Origin of the sequence: Paraburkholderia sp. NMBU_R16 (genome assembly GCF_013282575.1) — a bacterium.
Classification (GTDB): Bacteria; Pseudomonadota; Gammaproteobacteria; order Burkholderiales; family Burkholderiaceae; genus Trinickia.
This window is the reverse complement of the sequence record NZ_JAAAYE010000013.1, coordinates 74,101-97,207: the sequence shown is the minus strand read 5'-3', so window position 1 is coordinate 97,207 and position 23,107 is coordinate 74,101. Positions and strand designations below refer to the sequence as shown.

General features: G+C 63.5%; 25 protein-coding genes and 1 tRNA gene. 10 read left to right on the top strand and 16 right to left on the bottom strand.

From position 1 onward, the window contains the following. Positions 1-8: 8 nt before the first annotated feature. The 10 genes from GWC77_RS09100 to GWC77_RS09055 all read right to left on the bottom strand — a co-directional run bounded on the left by GWC77_RS09100 (position 9) and on the right by GWC77_RS09055 (position 8,573). Positions 9-611, bottom strand: coding sequence for an NADH-quinone oxidoreductase subunit C (locus GWC77_RS09100; RefSeq protein ID WP_173256579.1), 603 nt, complete (start codon positions 609-611; stop codon positions 9-11). Positions 612-631: 20 nt separating this feature from the next. Continuing rightward, positions 632-1,111 carry an NADH-quinone oxidoreductase subunit B family protein gene (locus GWC77_RS09095; RefSeq protein ID WP_006052903.1) on the bottom strand — a complete coding sequence of 160 codons (480 nt, stop codon included), beginning with the start codon at positions 1,109-1,111 and terminating at the stop codon, positions 632-634. 65 nt (positions 1,112-1,176) lie between these two features. Further along, the gene (locus tag GWC77_RS09090) at positions 1,177-1,536 is read right to left on the bottom strand and encodes an NADH-quinone oxidoreductase subunit A (protein ID WP_173256578.1); all 360 of its coding nucleotides are present in this window, start codon (positions 1,534-1,536) and stop codon (positions 1,177-1,179) included. Positions 1,537-1,693: 157 nt separating this feature from the next. Then, a tRNA-Leu gene (locus GWC77_RS09085) sits at positions 1,694-1,778 on the bottom strand. Positions 1,779-1,901: 123 nt separating this feature from the next. Beyond that, positions 1,902-2,267, bottom strand: a complete 366-nt coding sequence (secG, locus tag GWC77_RS09080; protein WP_173256577.1) for a preprotein translocase subunit SecG — start codon at positions 2,265-2,267, stop codon at positions 1,902-1,904. A 66-nt stretch (positions 2,268-2,333) separates the two neighbouring features. Continuing rightward, positions 2,334-3,110: a triose-phosphate isomerase gene (gene tpiA / locus GWC77_RS09075; protein ID WP_173256576.1), complete on the bottom strand. Its 777-nt coding sequence runs from the start codon at positions 3,108-3,110 to the stop codon at positions 2,334-2,336. A 95-nt stretch (positions 3,111-3,205) separates the two neighbouring features. Continuing rightward, on the bottom strand, positions 3,206-4,222 hold the full coding sequence (locus tag GWC77_RS09070) for an NAD(P)H-quinone oxidoreductase (RefSeq protein ID WP_173256575.1): 1,017 nt from the start codon (positions 4,220-4,222) through the stop codon (positions 3,206-3,208). A gap of 185 nt (positions 4,223-4,407) precedes the next feature. Further along, the gene (pnp, locus tag GWC77_RS09065) at positions 4,408-6,558 is read right to left on the bottom strand and encodes a polyribonucleotide nucleotidyltransferase (RefSeq protein WP_173256574.1); all 2,151 of its coding nucleotides are present in this window, start codon (positions 6,556-6,558) and stop codon (positions 4,408-4,410) included. Between the two features lie 290 nt (positions 6,559-6,848). Next, complete coding sequence (gene rpsO / locus GWC77_RS09060; RefSeq protein WP_173256573.1) at positions 6,849-7,118, bottom strand: 30S ribosomal protein S15; 270 nt, start codon at positions 7,116-7,118, stop codon at positions 6,849-6,851. A gap of 147 nt (positions 7,119-7,265) precedes the next feature. After that, on the bottom strand, positions 7,266-8,573 hold the full coding sequence (locus GWC77_RS09055; RefSeq protein ID WP_173256572.1) for a branched-chain amino acid ABC transporter substrate-binding protein: 1,308 nt from the start codon (positions 8,571-8,573) through the stop codon (positions 7,266-7,268). A 189-nt stretch (positions 8,574-8,762) separates the two neighbouring features. Here GWC77_RS09055 and GWC77_RS09050 point away from each other — a divergent pair, with 189 nt between their 5' ends. Together GWC77_RS09050 and GWC77_RS09045 are read left to right on the top strand one after the other, a co-directional pair. Beyond that, entirely contained in the window at positions 8,763-9,263 is a 501-nt protein-coding gene (locus GWC77_RS09050) for a hypothetical protein (protein ID WP_173256612.1), read from the top strand. Positions 9,264-9,364: 101 nt separating this feature from the next. After that, positions 9,365-9,736, top strand: coding sequence for a hypothetical protein (locus tag GWC77_RS09045; protein ID WP_173256571.1), 372 nt, complete (start codon positions 9,365-9,367; stop codon positions 9,734-9,736). Between the two features lie 91 nt (positions 9,737-9,827). On the opposite strand, the gene GWC77_RS09040 is transcribed toward GWC77_RS09045, so the two are convergent. The 6 genes from GWC77_RS09040 to GWC77_RS09015 form a co-directional block, all read right to left on the bottom strand. After that, positions 9,828-11,378 carry a 2-isopropylmalate synthase gene (locus GWC77_RS09040; protein ID WP_173256570.1) on the bottom strand — a complete coding sequence of 517 codons (1,551 nt, stop codon included), beginning with the start codon at positions 11,376-11,378 and terminating at the stop codon, positions 9,828-9,830. Positions 11,379-11,662: 284 nt separating this feature from the next. Next, positions 11,663-12,577 (bottom strand): CDP-diacylglycerol--serine O-phosphatidyltransferase, encoded by a 915-nt coding sequence (pssA, locus tag GWC77_RS09035; protein WP_173256569.1) that lies wholly within the window; start codon positions 12,575-12,577, stop codon positions 11,663-11,665. 21 nt (positions 12,578-12,598) lie between these two features. After that, positions 12,599-13,237, bottom strand: coding sequence for a phosphatidylserine decarboxylase (locus GWC77_RS09030; RefSeq protein ID WP_173256568.1), 639 nt, complete (start codon positions 13,235-13,237; stop codon positions 12,599-12,601). Positions 13,238-13,388: 151 nt separating this feature from the next. Beyond that, entirely contained in the window at positions 13,389-14,405 is a 1,017-nt protein-coding gene (gene ilvC / locus GWC77_RS09025) for a ketol-acid reductoisomerase (protein ID WP_173256567.1), read from the bottom strand. A 93-nt stretch (positions 14,406-14,498) separates the two neighbouring features. Further along, positions 14,499-14,990, bottom strand: a complete 492-nt coding sequence (gene ilvN, locus GWC77_RS09020) for an acetolactate synthase small subunit (RefSeq protein WP_173256566.1) — start codon at positions 14,988-14,990, stop codon at positions 14,499-14,501. A gap of 121 nt (positions 14,991-15,111) precedes the next feature. Beyond that, positions 15,112-16,875, bottom strand: a complete 1,764-nt coding sequence (locus tag GWC77_RS09015; RefSeq protein ID WP_173256565.1) for an acetolactate synthase 3 catalytic subunit — start codon at positions 16,873-16,875, stop codon at positions 15,112-15,114. A 331-nt stretch (positions 16,876-17,206) separates the two neighbouring features. Here GWC77_RS09015 and GWC77_RS09010 point away from each other — a divergent pair, with 331 nt between their 5' ends. The 8 genes from GWC77_RS09010 to GWC77_RS08975 all read left to right on the top strand — a co-directional run bounded on the left by GWC77_RS09010 (position 17,207) and on the right by GWC77_RS08975 (position 23,107). Beyond that, positions 17,207-17,800 (top strand): RNA polymerase sigma factor, encoded by a 594-nt coding sequence (locus GWC77_RS09010; RefSeq protein WP_367949026.1) that lies wholly within the window; start codon positions 17,207-17,209, stop codon positions 17,798-17,800. Further along, on the top strand, positions 17,797-18,231 hold the full coding sequence (locus GWC77_RS09005) for a DUF3619 family protein (protein ID WP_173256563.1): 435 nt from the start codon (positions 17,797-17,799) through the stop codon (positions 18,229-18,231). Before GWC77_RS09010 ends, GWC77_RS09005 begins: the two co-directional genes overlap by 4 nt. Positions 18,232-18,256: 25 nt before the next feature. Further along, positions 18,257-18,991, top strand: a complete 735-nt coding sequence (locus GWC77_RS09000; protein WP_173256562.1) for a DUF3106 domain-containing protein — start codon at positions 18,257-18,259, stop codon at positions 18,989-18,991. Positions 18,992-19,020: 29 nt separating this feature from the next. Beyond that, entirely contained in the window at positions 19,021-19,569 is a 549-nt protein-coding gene (locus tag GWC77_RS08995; protein ID WP_173256561.1) for an RDD family protein, read from the top strand. Between the two features lie 80 nt (positions 19,570-19,649). Next, entirely contained in the window at positions 19,650-20,585 is a 936-nt protein-coding gene (locus GWC77_RS08990; RefSeq protein WP_173256560.1) for a UDP-2,3-diacylglucosamine diphosphatase, read from the top strand. A 50-nt stretch (positions 20,586-20,635) separates the two neighbouring features. Beyond that, positions 20,636-21,667: a glycosyltransferase family 1 protein gene (locus GWC77_RS08985; protein WP_173256559.1), complete on the top strand. Its 1,032-nt coding sequence runs from the start codon at positions 20,636-20,638 to the stop codon at positions 21,665-21,667. Beyond that, complete coding sequence (locus GWC77_RS08980) at positions 21,664-22,152, top strand: diacylglycerol kinase (RefSeq protein WP_173256558.1); 489 nt, start codon at positions 21,664-21,666, stop codon at positions 22,150-22,152. The genes GWC77_RS08985 and GWC77_RS08980 overlap by 4 nt, the downstream gene beginning before the upstream one ends. A 226-nt stretch (positions 22,153-22,378) precedes the next feature. Next, positions 22,379-23,107: a TetR/AcrR family transcriptional regulator gene (locus GWC77_RS08975; RefSeq protein WP_173256557.1), complete on the top strand. Its 729-nt coding sequence runs from the start codon at positions 22,379-22,381 to the stop codon at positions 23,105-23,107.

Genomic DNA, 23,107 nt, shown 5'->3' with positions numbered 1-23,107 from the left:
GCGCTCTCTCAGTGTTTCATACCGCCGTAGCGATCCTCGCGGATCACGCGCGGCGTGATTTCGCGCGGCTCGATCGTCACCGGCTGATAGACGACGCGCTGCTCTTGCGGGTCATAACGCATTTCGACGTAACCGGAGACCGGGAAATCCTTGCGGAACGGATGTCCGATGAAACCGTAGTCGGTCAGAATGCGGCGCAGGTCCGGATGACCTTCGAAGACGATGCCGTAAAGGTCGAATGCCTCGCGTTCGTACCAGTTCGCCGAACTCCAGATGTCGACGACGGACGGGACGATCGGCATTTCATCGTCGGGGGCGAACACGCGCACGCGAAGACGCCAGTTGTTCGATACCGACAGCAGATGGAGCACAGCCGCGAAGCGAGGGCCGTCGTAGGCGCCGTCGCCATAGGTCTGATAGTCGACGCCCGCCAGATCGATCAGTTGCTCGAACCCGAGTGCGCGATCGTCGCGCAGACGCTTCGCGATATCCAGGAAGTCGTCCGCCTTGACGACGATCGTCAATTCGCCGACCGATTCGGTCAGGCTCGAAAGACGGCCACCGAAGGCCGTCTCGAGGTTCGCTTTGAGGGTCTCGAGTTTGCTTGCCATATTGTGGGGAAGCCTCAGGCTTATTGACGGGCGATGGTGTTGGTACGCCGGATCTTCGCTTGCAGCTGGATCACGCCGTAGACCAACGCCTCCGCGGTCGGCGGACAGCCGGGCACGTAGACGTCGACGGGCACGATGCGATCGCATCCGCGCACGACCGAATACGAGTAGTGGTAGTAACCGCCGCCGTTCGCGCACGACCCCATCGAAATGACCCAGCGCGGCTCGGCCATCTGGTCGTAGACCTTGCGCAGCGCCGGTGCCATCTTGTTGCACAGCGTGCCGGCGACGATCATGACATCGGACTGGCGCGGGCTCGGGCGGAACACAACGCCGAAGCGGTCGAGGTCGTAGCGGGCCGCGCCCGCATGCATCATCTCGACCGCGCAACATGCGAGACCGAACGTCATGGGCCAGAGCGAGCCCGTGCGCGTCCAGTTGATCAGCTTGTCAGCCGTGGTGGTGACAAACCCTTCCTTCAAGACCCCTTCGATACTCATTTGCTTTGCACTCCAGGCGGAACGACCGGCGCTTGGCCCTCCGCGAGACACCGGCGATTAACCCATCACTCCCAATCGAGTCCGCCCTTCCTCCAGATGTAGGCAAAGCCCAGCAGGAGTTCGAGCAGGAAAATCATCATCGCCATGAAGCCGGGCCAGCCGATGTCGCGCAGGGCAACGCCCCACGGAAACAGGAACGCGGTCTCGAGATCGAAAATGATGAAGAGGATGGCCACGAGGTAGTAACGCACGTCGAACTTCATGCGCGCGTCTTCGAATGCCTCGAAGCCGCACTCGTAAGGCGAATTCTTTTGACTGTCGGGCTTGTTCGGACCGAGGACCTTGCCAACGCCGATAAGCGCAATGCCTAAACCCAGGCCCACGAGAAGGAATAACAGAACGGGGAAGTAGGCTGCGAGGTTCAAGACTATCCTCTATCGGTTGGTTCTGAGTGCCACGGAGAGACTGGTGCATCCGCGATCGAAAACCACTTCGTCAATGGCATTGCAAGCATGCCGCAAGCAAACCCCAGAAGTGACAATGCCAGCCGAAGCGAAGCATGCGGCTGGCATTGGATAACTTTGGTGCCGACGGCGAGACTCGAACTCGCACAGCTTTCGCCACTACCCCCTCAAGATAGCGTGTCTACCAATTTCACCACGTCGGCACTAATTGCAATCCCGGACAAACTCGCACAACTTGTTCGAAGACCCGCGAATCGCTTCAAGACTTAAATTCTAACCCGTCTATCAAAATTGTTCAACGCACGAATGCGTCGCCCAACGAAAAATTACTTCGGCACCGTCTGACCGGGCACGACCGGTGCTGGGGCCGACGCCGGCGCCGCGGCAGACGCCGCCGAAGCGGGCGCGCTCACCGTCGGGATCGCACCGAGCACACCTGCCGACGGCCTCGACTTGTACGAGCCGATGTACGTCAACGCGAGCGTCGTCACGAAAAACACTGCCGCGAGGATGGCAGTCGTTCGTGACAGGAAGTTGGCGGAGCCCGTCGCACCGAACAAGCTTCCCGATGCGCCGCTACCGAATGCCGCACCCATGTCCGCGCCCTTGCCATGCTGCAAAAGGACGAGGCCAATGATACCGAGCGCCGACAGCAGCTGCACGACGATGATCAACGTTTTGAAAAACAGCATGACACTCACCTAAGTTATGGTTTGACACGCGGCGCTCACGCGCCCCGTGCTGCAGCGATCCGCACGTCACACGGCGCGAGCCGTGCTCGCCGCCATGCAGATCGCCAAAAAATCATGGCTCTTCAGCGACGCGCCGCCGATGAGGCCGCCGTCGATATCGGCCTGGCCGAACAAGGCCTCGGCGTTCTCGGGCTTCACGCTGCCGCCATAAAGCAGCGTGACGTCCGCCAGGCCCGCGTCTTTCGCAGCCAGGCGGGCACGCAGGAACGCGTGCACTTGCTGCGCTTCGTCGACCGTGGCGCTCTTGCCTGTCCCGATCGCCCACACGGGCTCATAGGCCACGACGATGCGCGCCAACTCCTGCACGGAAAGCGTGCCGAGCACCGCATCGATCTGCGCCCCGACAACCGCTTGCGTCGCCCCGGTTTCGCGCTGCTGCAGCGTTTCGCCCACGCAGACGATCGGCGTCAGACCCGCCGCCAGCGCGCGCTGCGCCTTGAGCGCAACGGCCTCCGATGTTTCGCCGTGATAAGCGCGGCGCTCGGAATGGCCGACGATGGCAAGTGTGGCACCGAATTCGGCCGCCATTTCAGCCGCGATTTCGCCTGTGTAAGCGCCGTGCGCGTACGCCGAAACATCTTGCACGCCCCACGCCAGCGGCCCGCCGCGCAGCAGCGCTTCGGTTTGCGCGAGATACGGAGCCGGCACGCACACACCGATGCGGACCGTCTCCGTAACGGAGCCCGCCTGCAGCAACGCGCGCAAGAGCGCCTCGTTTTCGGCGAGCCGCCCGTGCATCTTCCAGTTACCGACTACCCACTTTGTCCGCTTCGCGTTCGCCATGTCCGTCCTGCTCCCTCGGCTATCGTGCCACCTGCCGCTGCCGCGGCTGCCGCGCACGCAAAACGCGCAATTTTACTGTGCGCGGGTGGACCGGGTCAAACCGTGAGCGTCCAGTCAAGCACGATTTTGCCGATATGCTCGCCGCTTTCCATCAGCGCATGAGCCTCCTTCGCCTCGTGCGCCGGCAGCACACGATAGACGATGGGCTTGATCCGGCCCGCTTCCAGGTGCGGCCAGACGTTGGTTTTGAGTTCGGCCGCCACGCGTGCCTTGAACTCCACCGTCCGCGCCCGCAGCGTCGAACCCGTGATCGTCAGCCGCCGGCGCAGCACCTCGCCCAGGTTGAGCTCGGCCTTGGCGCCGCCCAGCAGCGCGATGATGACGAGACGGCCGCCGTCGGCCAGCGCCGACAGTTCGCGCGGCACGTAACCGCCCGCCACCATATCGAGGATCACGTCGACACCGCGGTCGTTCGTGAGCGACTTCACCACTTCGACGAAATCCTCGGACTTGTAGTTGATCGCGCGCTCCGCGCCGAGCGCCTCGCACGCCTGGCACTTTTCGGCGGTTCCGGCGGTCGCGAAGACACGGAACCCCGCGGCGTGGGCGATCTGGATCGCCGCCACGCCGATGCCGCTCGAGCCGCCTTGCACGAGCAACGTTTCGTTCGCGCCCCCTTCGCCCGCACCCAGTTGCGCGCGCTCGAAGACATTGCTCCAGACCGTGAAGAATGTCTCCGGCAGCGAGGCCGCTTCGACATCGCTGAGACCGGCCGGCACAGGCAGACACTGCGCGAGCGGCACGGCCACGTACTGCGCGTAGCCGCCCCCGGCGAGCAGCGCGCAGACGCGATCGCCCATCTTGAGCCCGAACGGATTGTGCTTCTCGTCGAGCGTGCCGCCGACGATCTCGCCGGCGACTTCGAGGCCCGGCAAGTCCGATGCCCCCGGCGGCGGCGCGTAAGCACCCTTGCGCTGAAAGACGTCCGGCCGGTTGACGCCTGAGGCCGCGACCTTGAGCAGCACCTCGCCGGCTCTCGGTTCCGGCGTGGGCCGCTCGGCCAACGCGAGCACTTCCGGTCCGCCGAATTCGGTAATTTCGATTGCTTTCATCCGCATCACCCTTGGCTCAAATCTTCATCGATCGCGCACATGCGAGCAGCATCGTGCGCTTTCGCCGCTGGGCCCCAAGTATGCGCCAAAGCGCTGATCCCGGTCGGCCCCGCACGGGGACGAGCGCAGCAAAAAAACGGCCGGCGTGCGCGAAGCACGGCCGGCCGTTTGCGCCCGTCACCGCATTACTGTTGCGGCGCGGACTCGGGCTGAGCGGCGCCCGATGCGGCGTCGTTCAACAGGGCCTTGGCCGACAGGCGCACGCGTCCCTTCTCGTCCGCCTGGATGACCTTGACCTTCACCTGCTGACCTTCGGAGAGGTAGTCCTTGATGTCCTTGATACGCTCGTTGGCGATCTCGGAAATGTGCAGCAACCCGTCCTTGCCCGGCAGAATGTTGACGATGGCGCCGAACTCGAGGAGCTTGAGCACCGTGCCTTCGTAGACCTGGCCGACCTCGATCTCAGCCGTGATCGCTTCGATGCGGCGCTTCGCTTCGGCCATGCCTTCGCTGCTCGTACTGGCGATCGTGACGACGCCGTCGTCCGAGATGTCGATCGTGGTGCCCGTTTCTTCGGTCAGGGCGCGGATCACCGAGCCGCCCTTGCCGATCACGTCGCGAATCTTCTCGGGGTTGATCTTGACGGTGATCATGCGCGGCGCGAATTCGGAGAGCTGGTCGCTCGCACCGGCCACGGCTTCCTTCATCTTGCCGAGGATATGCATGCGCCCTTCTTTCGCCTGCGCGAGCGCGACCTGCATGATTTCCTTCGTGATGCCCTGGATCTTGATGTCCATTTGCAGCGCGGTCACGCCGTCGGCCGTGCCGGCCACCTTGAAGTCCATATCGCCGAGGTGGTCCTCGTCACCGAGGATGTCCGTCAGCACGGCGAACTTGTTGCCTTCGAGGATCAGACCCATCGCGATGCCGGCGACGTGCGCCTTCATCGGCACGCCCGCATCCATCAGCGCCAGACAGCCGCCGCAGACGGACGCCATCGACGACGAGCCGTTCGACTCGGTGATTTCCGAGACGACGCGAATCGAATAGCCGAACTCTTCGGCCGTGGGCAGGCATGCCACGAGCGCACGCTTGGCCAGGCGGCCGTGACCGATTTCGCGACGCTTCGGCGAGCCCACGCGCCCCGTTTCGCCCGTTGCGAACGGAGGCATGTTGTAGTGAAGCATGAAGCGCTCGCGGTATTCGCCTTCGAGCGCGTCGATGATCTGTTCGTCACCCTTCGTGCCGAGCGTGGCGACGACGAGCGCCTGCGTTTCCCCGCGCGTGAAGAGCGCCGAGCCGTGCGTGCGCGGCAGCACGCCGGTCCGGATCTCGATCGGGCGAACGGTACGCGTGTCGCGGCCGTCGATACGCGGCTCGCCGTCGAGGATCTGGCTGCGGACGATCTTTGCCTCGATGTCGAACAGGATGTTGCCGACGGCCGTCTTGTCGGTCGGCATCTTGCCGGCCGCCAGCGCTTCCTCGTCGAGCTTCACGCCGGTCTGGGCATAGATTTCCTTCAGCTTGGCCGAGCGCGCCTGCTTGTTGCGCAGCTGATAGGCGGCAGCGAGTTCGCCATGCGCGAGTTCCGTCACGCGGGCGATCAGCGCGTCGTCCTTGGTCGCCGGCTGCCAGTCCCACTCGGGCTTGCCACCCTCGCGCACGAGCTCGTGAATGGCATCGATCGCCGTTTGCATCTGCTCGTGGCCGAAGACGACTGCGCCGAGCATGATGTCTTCGGGCAGTTGATCCGCTTCCGACTCGACCATCAGCACGGCACGCTCGGTGCCGGCCACGACGAGATCGAGCCGCGATTCCTTCGTCTGCGAGCGCGTCGGGTTCAGTACGTACTGGTTATCGATATAGGCGACGCGCGCGGCGCCGACGGGGCCGTTGAACGGCAGTCCCGACACGGCGAGCGCGGCCGATGCGCCGATCAGGGCCGGAATATCGGCCGGGACTTCGGGGTTCACCGACAGGACGTGGATGACGACCTGCACTTCGTTGTAGAAGCCCTCGGGGAAGAGCGGGCGCAGCGGCCGGTCGATCAGGCGCGAGGTCAGCGTCTCGTGCTCGGACGGGCGCCCTTCGCGGCGAAAGAATCCGCCCGGAATCTTGCCGGCCGAGTAGGTCTTTTCGATGTAATCGACCGTCAGCGGGAAAAAGTCCTGACCGGGCTTGGCCGTCTTCGCACCGACCACGGTGGCGAGAACGACGGTGTCTTCGATGTCGACGATGACTGCGCCGGTGGCCTGACGGGCAACTTCACCGGTTTCGAGGCGAACGTTGTGCTGCCCCCACTTGAATTCTTTAACGACCTTATTGAACATGGACATGGTCACTCCTTCTCACTTTTTGTGTTCATCTTCAGCGCGCGAGCCGCAATCCACTCGTTCGAGGGGCGGCTGGCGCACCGGCGTGCCGACACACCTGCGGGAAGAGAAGTGTTATGCCATTCCAGCGCCATGCTCGCGAATCACGCGTGCGTCGTACTGGAATGACACAAAGCTCCGCCCGCTTCGGGACGACTTGCCGCGCGGCCGATCCGCGCCGTCGCGGCACAAAAACAAAATGCCTGCATCAGCAACCTGACACAGGCATCTCGCATAAAACGACGTGTTGCCGGTTACTTACGCAGACCCAGCTGCTCGATCAGCGAACGGTAACGGTCGGCGTCTTTGTTCTTCAGGTAGTCGAGCAGCTTGCGACGGCGGCTCACCATGCGCAGCAGGCCGCGCCGGCTGTGGTGATCCTTCGAGTGCGACTTGAAATGGGACGTCAACTCGTTGATGCGCGAGGTCAGCAGCGCCACCTGCACTTCGGGCGAGCCCGTGTCATTCGCGCCGCGAGCGAACTTCGCGACGACTTCGGACTTGTTGATATCAGCAACAGACATGTGATTTCCTTTGTTACGAACAAGCGGTCACGGAAGAAAGGCCGTGCCGTGGGGTAATCGGACTGCGACAAAACGGTACTACAAAAACGAAGCGCGTATTCTAGCACAGACCGTCGTGCCGGCCACGCGCTCGTAATGGGAGGGGTCTCAAGGGCGTTTCATCTTGCAGATGGCAGGCGGCACCGTCTGGGTGCGCGCCAGCGCGAGGACCGTGCGAAAACCGTAACCGGACCCCTCGTTGTCGAATCGAACGCCCGGGGTGCCGGCTTTGTCCATCTCCATGACATAAAGGGGCTGGATGAGCTGATGATCGTCGGCCCGCATCGTGACGTGTTGAAAACCGTTTTCGTAATCCATGCCCTCGAGCGCCCGGGCGACGTCCTCGGCCCGAGTCGTGTGCGCGCGGGAAATCGCCGCGGCGAGCATTTCGACCATGATCTCCATGCGCAAGACGGGGTAGTCGTCCCGCGCGGCGGGGAAACGCGTTCGGAAAGCGGCGTAGTAAGCGTCCGAGGCCGCCGGATTCGCTCCGGCCGCCAGATCCGGAAATACGGTCGACGCGCCGGCGTTCGGATGCCAATCGGCCACCGCCAGCACGCGTTTCACTCCGGCATCGCCGAGCGCCGCCGGTGCCCCGAGGCTATTGCCGTAAAACGTGTAGAACTTGCCCGCGAAGCCCTGCTCCCGGGCCGCCTTCACGAGCAGCGTGAGATCGTTGCCCCAATTGCCCGTGATGACGGCGTCGGCGCCGCTCGCGCGGATCTTGGCGATATAGGGCGTGAAATCCTTGATCCGGCCGATCGGGTGAAACTCGTCGCCCACGATGGCGATGTCGGGGCGCTTTTCGCCGAGCGCAGCGCGAGCCAGCGTGCTCACGTCGTGCCCGAAACTGTAGTCCTGGTTGAACAGGTAGACCTTCCTGATCGCGCGGTCCCCGGCGATGACGGTCGCCAGCGCGTTCATGCGCATGCCCGCGTGCGCATCGAAGCGAAAGTGCCAGAAACTGCAGCCAGCTTCCGTCAAGGCGGGATCGTCGGCCGAGTAGTTGAGGAACAATTGACGGTTCTCCGGCTCCCGAGCGTTGTGCTTGTCGACAGCCGCGATGAGCGCGGCTGCCACGGCCGAGCTGTTGCCTTGCAGGATGAACGGAATGCGCCGGTCCGCCGCGACGCGTTCTTCGACGAGCGCCTGCTCGACGCTGCCGCGGCTGTCCAGCACGACGAGTTCGAGCGGATGGGCGCCGTCGGCCAGCATGACGCCGCCACGCTGGTTCACCCGCTCGACGCCAAAGCGCAGATTGCGCTCGACGGCCGCGCCGGCGTCGGCGAATGGCCCGGACATGCCCTCGATCAATGCCAGCCGGACGGGCTCGCCGCCCGGACCTGCCGCCGCCGCGGCCAACGCCCACGCCCCAGCCACGATTGCCACCGCCACACGGGCCGCCCATTGCATCATCGGTATGTCTTCCTCTTGCTCTGAATCGCTCGAAGCGCGGATCATAGGGCGAGCGGCGCCGCGCCGCAAGCGTGGACCGCTCGCCATGCACGGTGGCCGAACCCGTGATAAAACGCCGCTGGGATGCGCGAAGGCGCAATGCAACGAACTGCCGGCGAAACGCGAGGCAAATGGAGGATTGTCATGTCGATGCGAATGCGTCTTTACGCCACGCTGGCAGCCGCGATGCTGCTGGCGGGATGCGTGCCGCCGTGGGAGCACTTTCAGCCCGGCGAGGACCAGTCGGCACTCGTCGCTCGTTTTGGGCCGCCGCGCGAAATCTACGATCTGCCCGGCGGCGGCAAACGTCTGATGTGGCCTACTCAGCCGATGGGCGAAATCACGATGGCGGCCGATGTCGACCCGACGGGCAAGGTCCAGAGCCTGCGGCAGGTGCTGCAACCGAGCGAATTCTACAAGGCTGAGATCGGCCAATGGACGCGGCGCGATGTGCTCGTCAACTTCGGCCGGCCGGTCGAGACCTCGTACTTTCCGCTGATGAAGCGCGAGGTCTGGACCTATCGCTATCTGGAAGCGAATGTCTGGTACATGATGTACAGCTTTTATTTCGACGATGCCGGCATCTTGCGGCTCACTCAAAAGACCCCCGATCCACTGCACGATCCCGATCGTCACCGCTTTGGGCTGTGACGTGCAGCAGCGCCGTGGCATGAGGTATGCACGCCCGATAGGTTTGCACTGGGCACGTGGATTGCTCCCTAAAAGCATCCCCAGCGCTTAGGGAGGTATCGATGGAGCCGTTCCGAATTCTCCTGACTGCAACGGTGCTTTTTGCCATTGCGGCCGTGGGCGGGGTCGTCATGGCCGGCATGCGTTTCGCCGGCAGGGACTACCCTCCGACTTCCTTGGCGATGCTGCACGGCACTCTGGCAGCCGCCGCCCTCACTCTGCTCATCTACGGCGCGGCGACGGTAGGCGTGCCAGGCCTCGCCATCGCTGCCATTGTCCTGTTCGTGCTGGCTGCCGCGGGCGGGGCCTTCATGAATCTGAGCTACCACTGGAAGCATCTGGCGCTGCCGAAGGCCATCGTCATCGTGCACGCCGTGATTGCGGTGGTAGCCTTCATTTTGCTGATTCTCGCGACCGTGGCTGCACGCGGCTGAGCCCGAACGGGACGCTGGATAGCAAAAAGGCCTTCCGGGGAAGGCCTTGCGATCGCTGCGTCGAGACGCGCCGCTGCACGGCGCGTCTTCGTCAAAGCTCTGGGCGTTGCGGGTTGACCTTGTCGGCTCCCGAATAGAGCTTGTTGAGCGCCGAGATATAGGCCTTTGCCGAGGCGGCGACGATATCGGGATCGGTACCGACACCGTTCACGATGCGCCCGCTCTTCGAGAGCCGCACCGTCACCTCGCCTTGCGCCTGCGTACCCGTCGTAATGGCGTTCACCGAGTACAGCAACAGTTCCGAGCCGCTCGCGGCCTGTGCTTCGATGGCATTGAGCGTCGCGTCGACAGGACCGTTGCCGTCAGCCTCACCGACGACTTCCTTGCCGCCCACCGATACCACGATGCGTGCATGCGGCCGCTCGCCGGTCTCCGAGCGCTGCGAAAGCGAGACGAACTTGTAGTGTTCCCGCTCCTGCGCCTCGGCCGATTCCTCGGAAACGATCGCGATGATGTCTTCGTCGAAGATCTCGGCCTTGCGGTCCGCGAGTTCCTTGAAACGCGAGAATGCGGCGTTGAGCTCGGTTTCGCTGTCGAGCGTGACATGCAGTTCCTGCAGGCGCTGCTTGAACGCGTTGCGGCCCGACAGCTTGCCCAGCACGATCTTGTTGGCGGACCAGCCCACATCCTCGGCGCGCATGATCTCGTAGGTATCGCGAGCCTTGAGCACACCGTCCTGATGAATCCCGGATGCGTGAGCGAACGCATTGGCGCCCACCACGGCCTTGTTCGGTTGCACGACGAAGCCCGTGATCTGCGAGACAAGCTTCGACGCGGGCACGATCTGCGTCGCGTCGATGCCGAGCTCGAGACCGAAGTAGTCTTTGCGCGTCCTGACGGCCATCACGATTTCTTCGAGCGCCGTATTGCCGGCACGCTCGCCCAGGCCGTTGATCGTGCATTCGACCTGACGCGCCCCGCCGATCTTCACGCCCGCGAGCGAGTTCGCGACGGCCATGCCGAGGTCGTTATGGCAATGCACCGAGAAAACGGCCTTGTCCGAATTCGGAATGCGCTCGCGCAACGTCTTGACGAGGTTGCCGTAGAGCTCGGGCACGCCGTAGCCGACCGTATCGGCGATATTGATCGTGGTCGCGCCCTCGTCGATGACCGCTTCGAGCACGCGGCACAGAAAGTCCATATCGGAACGGCTGCCGTCTTCGGGCGAAAACTCGACATCGTTCGTGAATTTGCGCGCGAAACGCACGGCAAGCCGAGCCTGCTCGTAGACCTGTTCGGGCGTCATGCGCAGCTTCTTCTCCATGTGCAGCGGAGAAGTCGCGATAAACGTATGAATGCGGAAGCGCTCGGCCGGACGCAACGCATCGGCGGCCCGCTGGATGTCCTTGTCGTTCGCGCGCGCGAGCGAGCAGACCGTGCTTTCCTTGATGATCGAGGCAATCGCATTGATGGCGTCGAAATCGCCGTTGGAGCTCGCCGCAAAACCGGCCTCGATCACATCGACCTTCATCCGCTCGAGCTGCCTCGCGATGCGAATCTTTTCGTCTTTCGTCATCGACGCGCCCGGCGATTGCTCGCCATCGCGCAACGTCGTGTCGAAAATAATCAGCTTGTCTGCCATCTCGGGTCTCCAGGGACGATGATAGGTGCGTTCGATAAGGGAAATTGCGGCGTGGCCACCGCTGGCGACGCCGAACAACGAACGAGGCAGACGGGGGCGAAAACGGTCAGCGCGATAGGTGCGCGAGCGCAGGCGCGAGACCGCATAGCGGCGCACCGGCTAGAAACGACAGGAGGGGAAATGCGAATTTCGGCATGTCGCCGAATATAACGGCATTCGCAAAAACGTGCAATCGCCCGGCGCCCCGGCGCCGGGCGGAAAACTCCGAGCGGCGCCGAAACGGATCAGTCGTGCGGCGCCGAGCGAGCAGGATTGGCACGGCGGCGCAATGCCAGATAGGACCAGAACGCGTAGCCGGATAGGCCGTAGAGCACGAAAAGGCCGAATAGCATGAGCGGAGGATCGGACGAAACGAGCACGAACGCCATGACGACGAGCAAGATGGCCGCGAACGGCACGCGATGCCGCACGTCGAGCGCCTTGCCGCTGTAAAACGGCGCATTGGACACCATCGTCACCCCGGCATAAACCGTGAGGCCGAATGCCACCCACGGCAGCCACACCAGCTTGAGCGGCACCCGGTTATCGGTCGCGAGCCAGACGAAGCCCGCGATCAGCGCGGCAGCGGCCGGGCTCGGCAAGCCCTGGAAGAAGCGCTTGTCGACGACGCCGATATTCGTATTGAAGCGCGCGAGCCGCAGCGCGGCGCCCGAGCAGTAGACGAAGGCGGCAAGCCATCCCCATCGCCCGAGATCTTTCAAAATCCACTCGTACATGACGAGCGCCGGCGCGACGCCGAACGAGACCATGTCGGACAGGCTGTCGAACTGCTCGCCGAATGCGCTTTGGGTATGCGTCATGCGCGCGACGCGCCCGTCCATCCCGTCGAGCACCATTGCGACGAAAATGGCGATCGCCGCAATTTCGAAGCGCACGTTCATCGCCTGTACGACGGCGAAGAACCCGCAGAAAAGCGCGGCCGTCGTAAACGCGTTCGGCAGCAGATAGATGCCCCGCTTGCGCAGGAACTGCTGGCGTGCCGCGCGGCGCCTTTCGGCCGGCGCGGGGGCACCGCCCGATCCGGCGTCCACCAGGGAGCCGTCCCGCTGGCCTTCCCCTGGAAACATCTTATGACGGCGAAACGGCCCCGGCAGCGCCGATTTTCCGGCGCGTGGGCGACGCGGTTTGAATGCGGCCATCGAACTCTCCTCGAGCCAGGCTCAAAGCTCGGCGAGGATCGTCGAGGAGGCATGCACCTTCTCGCCGATCGAGACACGGGCGCGGCTGCCGAGCGGCAGGTAGACGTCGACGCGCGAACCGAAGCGGATGAAACCATAGCGCTGCCCCCGCGCAAGCGGCTCGCCTGCGCGGACGTAGCAGAGAATGCGCCGCGCGATGAGGCCGGCGATCTGCACCGAGGTCACCGTATGGCCGCTGCCTGTCTCGATGACGACCGCGTTGCGTTCGTTCTCGAGCGAGGCTTTATCGACGGCTGCATTCAGATAGGCGCCCGGAAAGTACTCGACTTTCGTGACCGCGCCGTCAACGGGCGAGCGCTGCGAATGCACATTGAAGACGTTCATGAACACGCTGATTTTGAGCGCTTCGCGACCGGCGTAGGGATCGAGCGTCGTCTCGACTGCGACGATGCGGCCATCGGCCGGGCACAGCACCGCGTTCGGCTCGCTCGGAATCGGGCGCGGCGGATCGCGGAAAAATTGCACGACGAAGACGAGCAGCAGCCAGAAGAGCCACGCCACGCCGAACCCCGCGATCGCATGGATCACGAGCGCGATGACAGCGGCAATCGCGATGAATGGCCAGCCTTCGCGCGCGATGATCGGATGAGGGTAATTCATGGATCGTTTCAGTCTTTTTGTAAAACCATAGGATAGCAAAAGCCGTCCGGCGCACGACGCGCGGGACGGCCTCAAGTATTGCGCATTCCTTTCGCGAGCGGACCTTTGTCAGCGCTCTCGCCGAGCGAGGTCCGCCATTGACGCGCGAAAATCAGTTCTTCGACTGGTCGACGAGCTTGTTCTTCGCGATCCAGGGCATCATCGCGCGCAGCTTCTCGCCGACCTGCTCGATCTGGTGCTCGGCCATCAGACGGCGGCGCGACTGCAGCGTCGGTGCGCCGGCGCGGTTTTCGAGGATGAAGCTCTTGGCGTACTCGCCCGTCTGGATATCCTTGAGCACGTCCTTCATGACCTTCTTCGTCTCTTCGGTGACGACGCGCGGCCCCGTCACGTATTCGCCGTATTCGGCGTTGTTCGAGATCGAATAGTTCATGTTGGCGATGCCGCCTTCGTAGATCAGATCGACGATGAGCTTCAGCTCGTGCAGGCACTCGAAGTAGGCCATTTCCGGCGCATAACCGGCCTCGACCAGCGTTTCGAAACCGGCCTTGATGAGCTCGACGGTGCCGCCGCAGAGGACGGCCTGCTCGCCGAAGAGGTCCGTCTCGGTTTCTTCGCGGAAGTTCGTTTCGATGATGCCTGCGCGTCCGCCGCCGTTGGCTGCCGCGTACGAAAGCGCGATGTCGCGCGCCGCACCGGACTTGTCCTGCGCCACGGCGATCAGGTGGGGCACCCCGCCGCCTTGCGAGTACGTGCCGCGTACGGTGTGGCCCGGGGCCTTCGGCGCGATCATGATCACGTCGAGATCGGCGCGCGGGATCACCTGGCCGTAATGCACGTTGAAGCCGTGCGCGAAGGCGAGCGCCGCGCCCTCCTTGATGTTCGCATGCACTTCGTTCTTGTAGACCTCGGCGATCTGCTCGTCGGGCAGCAGCATCATCACGACGTCAGCGCCCTTCACGGCTTCGGCCACTTCCTTGACCGCGAGGCCCGCGCCTTCGGCCTTCTTCCACGATGCACCGCCGCGGCGCAGGCCGACCGTCACGCGCACGCCGCTGTCCTTCAGGTTCAACGCGTGGGCATGGCCTTGCGAGCCGTAGCCGATGATCGTGACGTCCTTGCCCTTGATGAGGGAGAGGTCGGCGTCTTTATCGTAGAAAACTTTCATGTTCGTTCCTTCGCTTAATCGATTCGATTCAATGAACTGCTGGGCGGTGCCCTGCCTTCGCGTTTCGCTGGCACGGCACCGGTCGTACCGGCCTCAGACCTTCAGTATCCGCTCGCCGCGGCCGATACCCGAGCTGCCCGTGCGGACCGTCTCGAGAATCACCGTCGTGTCGAGCGCCTCGATGAAGGCATCGAGCTTGTCGCTCGCGCCTGTCAACTCGATCGTATAGGTCTTCTCGGTCACATCGATGATGCGGCCGCGGAAGATGTCCGCCATCCGCTTCATTTCTTCGCGCTCCTTGCCGACTGCGCGGACCTTGATCAGCATCAGCTCGCGCTCGATGTGGGCGCCTTCGGTCAAGTCGACCACCTTCACCACCTCGATCAGGCGGTTCAAGTGCTTCGTGATCTGTTCGATCACGTCGTCCGAGCCAATGGAGACGATGGTCAGGCGCGAGAGCGAGCGATCCTCGGTCGGCGCCACCGTCAAGGTTTCAATGTTGTAGCCGCGTGCCGAAAAAAGACCGACGATGCGCGAGAGCGCACCCGGTTCGTTTTCCAGCAGGACGGAGATGATGTGTCTCATGTCGTGTTTCCCGTTTTATCCAGATGTCGATGCGAAGCGATGCCGCCGCTCCCGCTCGCCGCTTCGCGCCTTTCGTGAAGGCGGGCGGACGAGCGCGGGCCGCGCGCGGCACCGGCCGTCGTTAGAGGTCCTCGGCGCCGAGCAGCATCTCCGTGATGCCCTTGCCGGCTTGAACCATCGGCCAGACGTTTTCTGTCGGATCGGTCTGGAAATCTAGAAACACGGTGCGATCCTTGAGACGCAGCGCCTCCTTCAACGCGGGTTCGACATCCGCCGTCTTTTCGACGCGAATGCCGACATGGCCATACGCTTCGGCCAGTTTCACGAAGTCCGGCAGCGCATCCATATAGGAATGCGAATAGCGCTTGCTGTATTCGATCTGCTGCCACTGGCGGACCATGCCCAGATAGCGGTTGTTGAGCGAAATGATCTTGACGGGCGTGTCGTACTGCTTGCAGGTCGACAGCTCCTGGATGCACATCTGGATGGAACCTTCGCCCGTGATGCAGACGACCTCGGACTCGGGGTGCGCCATCTTGACGCCCATCGCGGCCGGCAGCCCGAAACCCATCGTGCCGAGGCCGCCCGAGTTGATCCAGCGGCGCGGCTTGTCGAAGCGATAGAACTGCGCGGCCCACATCTGATGCTGGCCGACATCCGAGCAAACGAATGCGTTGCCGTCCGTCAACTCCCACAGCTTTTCGACGACGTACTGCGGCTTGATGATCGTGCTCGCGCGGTCGTACTTGAGGCAGTCCTTCTCGCGCCAGGCCTCGATCTCTTTCCACCACTGCGCGAGCGCCTCGGTATCGGGTCCGTGCTCCGCGTGCTGGAGCTGCTCGATGAGCTCCTTGAGCACTTCTTTCACGTCTCCGACGATCGGGATGTCGACTTTCACCCGCTTGCTGATCGACGACGGGTCGATGTCGACATGGATGATCTTGCGCGGACGCGACGAGAAATGCTGCGGATCGCCGATCACGCGATCGTCGAACCGCGCGCCGATTGCGATCAGCACGTCGCAGTTTTGCATCGCCATGTTGGCTTCGTACGTCCCATGCATGCCGAGCATGCCGAGAAACTTCCTGTCGCTCGCGCGATAGGCGCCGAGCCCCATCAGCGTGTTCGTAACCGGGTAGCCGAGCAGATCGACGAACTGATTCAGCTCGCGCGACGCGTCGGCCAGCACGATGCCGCCGCCCGTATAGATATAGGGGCGCTTGGCCGACAGCAGCAGAGAGACCGCCTTGCGAATCTGCCCCGAATGGCCCTTCGTCACCGGGTTGTACGAACGCAACGAGACGCTCTTCACGGGCTCGTATTCGCACGGCATTTTCGAGATGTCTTTCGGGATATCGATCAACACCGGGCCGGGACGTCCCGTGCGCGCGATGTAAAACGCCTTCTTCACGGTGGCTGCGAGCTCGCGTACGTCTTTCACGAGGAAGTTGTGCTTCACGCACGGACGCGTGATGCCGACCGTGTCGCATTCCTGGAATGCGTCCTGGCCGATCGCGGCCGTGGGCACCTGGCCGCTGATGATGACGAGCGGGATCGAATCCATGTAGGCCGTGGCGATGCCGGTGACGGCATTGGTCACGCCGGGGCCCGAGGTGACGAGGCATACGCCGACCTTGCCGGTCGAACGCGCGTAGCCGTCCGCCGCGTGGACCGCGGCCTGCTCGTGACGCACGAGCACGTGTTGAACCTTGTCCTGCTTGTAAAGTTCGTCGTAGATGTAGAGCACTGCGCCGCCGGGATAACCCCAGAGCACTTCGACGCCTTCGTCTGCCAGCGCGCGCATGAGCACGGTGGCGCCTATCGACGAGGCTTCATGGGAAGGAGTGGTATCCGACGTGGAGAATTCCGCGCTGGGCATGTTCATCGTTCACCTTTCGAATTTTCGGCAAAAAATTGATCGGGTGCTCTCTGCCGGGCTTGTGGCTCGGGTTCAAGCGGCGCGTCCAGTTTGACTGGCGGACTTCATGGGCCCGCCCCAAAAAGACAAGTCACTTATGTTGCGAACCGGCAACCTTAGCGCCTGCCGAGCGCGCGGTCAAGCAAAAAATCGCAGTCCAGGCACGCGGCATGCAGAGCCCAGGCGGCCTCCGAGGTGCGTTCGGGGCCAGGTAGGACGGGCATAAGTGCCCCATGGCCCCGAAAAGTTTGCTAGCATCCGCGGGTTTCGCGATATTTTTTTCAATCGATTACACGGCGTGCGCGCGCTTCGCGCCGCTGCCCCCGGGATGGCATCAGAAAAGGAACTCGCCGACTTCCTGTCGAGCATCGAAAGACGCGCGTTCAAGCAGACCGTCTACGCCGTGCGCGACGACGATGCCGCCCTCGACATCGTGCAGGACGCGATGATCAAGCTCGCCGAAAAATATGGCGACAGACCGCTTGCCGAGCTGACGCTGCTGTTTCAGCGTATTCTCCAAAATGTAACGCACGACCATTTTCGTCGGCAGAAAGTCCGGAACACCTGGGTGAGCCTTTTTTCGTCGTTCGGTAATGCCGATGACGACGATTTCGACCCGCTCGAGACGATCGAAGGGCAGGAACACACGAGCGGATCGGAAAGCAGCCAGGAAAAGCTCGAGCGCGATCAGGTGCTCACACTCATCGACGCGGAGATCCAAAAATTACCGGCGCGTCAACGGGAAGCGTTTCTCATGCGTTACTGGGAAGATATGGATGTCGCCGAGACCGCCGCCGCCATGGGTTGCTCCGAAGGTAGTGTGAAGACGCACTGTTCGAGGGCCACGCATGCACTGGCGGCCGCGCTCAAGGCCAAAGGAATCACGCTATGAGCTCCGCTCCCGAAACCAACGAGTTCGAGTTTGCGCACAAAATCTGTCGCGCGCTCGACGAAAATGCGGCCAGCTTGCCCGCCACGACAGTCAACAAACTCGCGGCCGCGCGGCGTGTCGCGCTCGCGCGCAAAAAGCCCGAGGCCGCCGTCGCACGCGCGTTCGCGCCGGTGCTCGCCCCCGCGAGCGGCCCCGCGTTCGGCCCGCAACGTATGAGCCCTGCCGAGCGACGCGTGCCGCCGCTGCGCCGTTTCATGCGGCTTTTGCCGATCCTCGCACTGGTTGGCGGCGTCGCCGTCATCGCTTATTGGGAAAATCTGCAGCGCGCCGCCGAGCTCGCCGATATCGACGCAGCCATGCTGAACGACGAGCTTCCGCTCAATGCGTACCTCGACCACGGCTTCAATGCCTATCTCTCGCGAGCACGTTGACGGGCATGTGCAGGAGGAGATCGGTGTGAGCTACAAGCGCGGCCTGGCCGTCGTGTTCGCCTGTGCGATCGCGTCCGCCGTGGTGTTCGGAGCAACCTACCCCCGCTTTTTCGGCGAGACGCCCGCTGCCCGGCCTGCGGGCGCGCCAGCTAGCGCGCCGCCCGCCCCGACGCTCGCCATCGAGCTCGCACCGCTCGTCGACAACAACCCCCTTTCGTGGTCGCACCTCAGCGACGAACAGCACGCAGCGCTGGCACCGTTCGCCACCGAATGGGACAGGTTCAGCGACGAACGAAAGCGCAAGTGGATCAAGATCGCGTCGCGTTTCGCGAAGATGTCGCCCGAAGCGCAAAAAAGACTCCATGAACGGATGAGTCAGTGGGTCGGCATGACGCCCGAACAGCGCCGCGTCGCTCGCGAAAACTACCAGGTCTCGAAAGCGCTGCCGCCGCAAGCGCGCCAGAAGGCCTGGAAAGCCTATCAAGAACTCTCGCCCGAGCAGAAGGCACGGCTCGCCGCGCTCGAGCGCAAGCGGCGGCCGACTGTCGTGAGCGCCCCGCCATCGGGGCTCAAGAGCGAAATCCACGGCATCAATCGGCTCGCGGATGCTTCGTTGCCGACGAGCGGCGCTGCGGCGGCCAGTGCTGCCGCAGCCGCATCGGGCGCAAGTCCGGCACCGTCGGCACCGGCGAGCGGGGTACCGGGCGCGCCGACGCCGCTTTCGCCGTCGGAAGCGCCCTCGATTTTCCGCGGCGCCTGATGCCCGGCGCCGCCCGAGCCGCACACTGCATGGATTCGCCGCCGTTGCCGCCGCCCAGCATTCGCCGCCGCCTCGCATCGCTCGTCTATGAGACGTTGCTGCTTTTCGGCATCGTATTCTTCGCCGGCTATCTGTTCGGCACGCTCACGCAGCAACGCAACGGCCTCACGCATCGCCATCTGCTCATCGTCTGGCTGGCCTTTGTCGTCGGCGTCTATTTCGTCTGGTGCTGGACGCACGGCGGTCAGACACTGCCGATGAAAACGTGGCGCCTGCGCCTCGTCGGGGCTTCCGGCGAGACGGTCGGTCCGGTGCGGGCCCTTGCGCGCTATGGGTTGGGCTGGCTCTGGTTCGTGCCCCCGCTTGCGCTGCATCCGGTATTCGGCTTGCCGCTGCCGGCGACGCTCGGTGCGACGGCCGCGTGGTTCCTGGTCTGGGCCGCCGCGGCACGGCTCGATCCCGACCGCCAGTTCCCTCATGACCGCCTGGCGGGCACACGTATCGTCGAACTCGCGCGCGACAAGACGAGCACCCAAGCGCCGGGCGCAGCCGAAACGTCGGGCCCGCCGACCCCGTAATAAGAACTTCCCGTGACTGTCATGTTGCAGTCACGCTCGCGTGGCGCAATGGGCGAATGTCCAACTCGACGCGAGAAGCCATGGACCGCACGACGGCCGCGACTTCCCTCCTTCGGCGGCTCGGCGCGACCGTCGATGCCGTTTCCTTTCACCCGGCAGCGCCAGGCGGCATCTCGGCGGGCACTCACGAGGCAGCGCGCGAAACGGACGCAAGCGGTCAGGACGACGACATCGACAAGCCGCACCGTTACCGGACGATCTGGCTATCGGACATCCATCTGGGCTCGAGCGGCTGCCAGGCGAACTACCTGCTCGACTTCCTGCGCCACAACGATTCCGAATATCTCTACCTCGTCGGCGACATCATCGACGGCTGGCAGCTGAAAAAAGGCTGGTACTGGCCGCAGGCGCACAACGATGTCGTCCAGAAGATCTTGCGCAAGGCGCGCAAGGGCACACAGGTCGTTTATATCCCGGGCAATCACGATGAAGGCGCGCGGCAGTTTTGCGATCTCGCCTTCGGCGACATCCAGGTGCGCGGCGAAGCGTTTCACACGACGATTTCCGGCAAACGCCTGTGGATCGTACACGGCGACCTCTTCGACGGCGTCATTCAGCACGCGAAGTGGCTCGCCTATCTGGGCGACAGCGCCTATACGGCGATCCTCGTGCTCAATCGCTGGTTCAACCGCATTCGCAGCCGCTTGGGCTTCCAGTACTGGTCGCTGTCGCAATATCTGAAGCACCAGGTCAAGAACGCGGTCAATTTCATCTCGTCGTTCGAACACGTCATGGTCGACGAGGCACGGCGACGCGGCTGCGACGGAGTCGTCTGCGGTCACATCCACAAGGCCGAGATCCGCGATGTCGACGGCCTCGTCTACTGCAACGACGGCGACTGGGTCGAAAGCCTTTCCGCGCTCGTCGAAACCTTCGAAGGCGAGCTGCGCGTGGTCTATTGGACCGTCATGCGCTCGCCGCACGTTCATTCGCGCAAGGCCAAGGCAACGGCCTGACGTGTCCGCCTCCCCGCACTGTCCGCCATTCGGACCCGGAGACTCTTCGCATGAAAATCATGATCGTGACCGACGCTTGGGAGCCGCAGGTCAACGGCGTCGTTCGCACATTGAAGAACACGACGCGCGAGCTGACCGAACTTGGCCATCGCGTCGAGCTCGTCACGCCGCTCGAATTCCGCACCGTGCCATGCCCGACCTATCCTGAGATCCGGCTGTCGCTCTTTCCTCGCCGGCGCCTGCACGCGCGCATCGACGAATTCGCGCCCGACGCGCTGCATATCGCGACCGAGGGGCCGCTCGGCCTCGCCGCGCGCCGCTATGCCATCAAGCACGGGCTGCCGTTCACGACGGCCTATCACACGCGTTTTCCCGAATACGTGGAAGCCCGCTTCGCGTTGCCCGCCGCATTCACCTACCGCTTCCTGCACTGGTTCCACCGGCCCTCGCTCGCCGTGATGGCGCCGACGCCCGTCGTGAAGGCCGACCTCGAGCGCTACGGCTTTACGAACGTCGTCCTCTGGACGCGCGGCGTCGATCTCGATATCTTCCATCCGATGGAATCCAAGGTGCTCAATACCGCGCGGCCGATCTTTCTATATGTCGGCCGTGTCGCCATCGAAAAAAACGTCGAGGCGTTTCTGAAGCTCGACCTGCCCGGCTCCAAATGGGTGGCCGGTGAAGGGCCTGCGCTCGCGGAACTCAAGTCGCGCTACCCCGAGGTCAATTACCTCGGCGTGCTGACGCAGGCAGAACTGGCGAAGGTCTACGCCGCGGCCGACGTCTTCGTGTTCCCGAGCCGCACCGATACCTTCGGGCTCGTACTGCTCGAATCGCTGGCCTGCGGTACGCCCGTGGCCGCCTATCCGGTGACGGGCCCGATCGACGTGCTCGGCGACGGCGGCGCCGGCGCAATGAACGAGGACCTGCGCGAAGCGTGTCTCGACGCGTTGAAGATCGATCGCGCCGCCGCGCGCGCGTGGGCCGAGCGCTTCTCGTGGCGCGCCGCCTCCGAGCAATTCGCAGCGCATCTGAAGCCGCTCTCGCATGCGCCGTGGCGCGAGCAAAGCGCCGCCGCATGAAGCGCGACGAACCGCCGATCGGCCGCGAGCCGCCCGACGCCCACGAGCCGCTCGGGCCCGACGATCCGCTTGCGCCCCTGCCGTTCAACCCCTACAAGGGCAATCGGGGGCTCACGCGGGCGTGGCATGCGCTCAAGAACTCGCTGAACGGCTTTCGCGTCGCCATTCGCGAGGAAAGTGCGTTCAGGCAGGAGCTCACGCTCGCGGTGCTGCTCGTGCCGATCGGTATCGCCGTGCCGGTGGACGCCGTCTCCCATGTGTTGCTGATCGGCTCGGTACTGCTCGTGCTCATCGTCGAGCTGCTCAATTCGAGTGTCGAAGCGGCCATCGATCGCATCTCGCTCGAGCGTCACGAGCTGTCGCGGCGAGCCAAGGACCTCGGCAGTGCCGCGGTGACCGTCGCGCTGCTCCTCTGCGTGCTGACCTGGGTGCTGCTCGTCGGCCCGCTCGTCGCCCACTGGGCGCGGCTGCTGCTCGACCGCTGACCGCTCGCCTCGTCGAATCACTCGTGATCGAGCCGTTCACCGTTGAACTTCCTGTCTCAAAAAACGAACGACCGTGCTCCATGAAAACCCGGAGGGCGGTCGAGGAAGAGAACGAGCGGTTTATAATCCGCCCACTACATTCGATACATACAACCAAAGCCGGGCAAGACGATATACGGGTCCCGCGTGGGGCCGCGTATTGCCGGGCGCCACTGGGCCGGACGACATGGAAGCCAAAACTCCCCGCCGCACCCGCGAACGGATCCTCGAGTTATCGCTGAAGCTCTTCAACGAGATCGGCGAGCCGAACGTCACGACGACCACGATCGCGGAAGAGATGGAGATCAGCCCAGGCAATCTCTACTACCACTTCCGCAACAAGGACGACATCATCAACAGCATCTTCGCGCAGTTCGAGCAGGCGATCGAAAAGCGTCTGCGGCTGCCCGACGATCATCGTCCGACGATCGACGAAACCTGGTCGTATCTGCAGTACATGGCCGATTTCATGTGGCAGTATCGGTTCCTCTATCGGGATCTCAACGATCTGCTTGCGCGCAATCGCACGCTCGAGACGCATTTCAAGCAAATCATCAGTCACAAGGTCCGCTTCGCGCGCGAGCTGTGCGAGCTGCTCGTGGCCGACGACGAAATGGTCGCCACGCCCGAGGAAATCCAGGTCATCGCGACGAACATGGGCGTCATCGCAACCTATTGGCTTTCCTATCAGTTCGTCATGCATCCACGCAAGTACAACGATCAGGAAGCGATTCGCGTGGAGCTCTATCAGGTCAGCGTGCATGTGATTTCGATCATGGCGCCTTATCTGCGCGGCCGCTCGCGCCAGCTGTTCGACGACCTCGTCTCGGGCAAACTGCCGATGCGCGAATTCCACGACTACCTGCCGCCGCGCGATGCGCTGCCCAAAGCGGCCGTCAAGGACGCCGGAGTATGA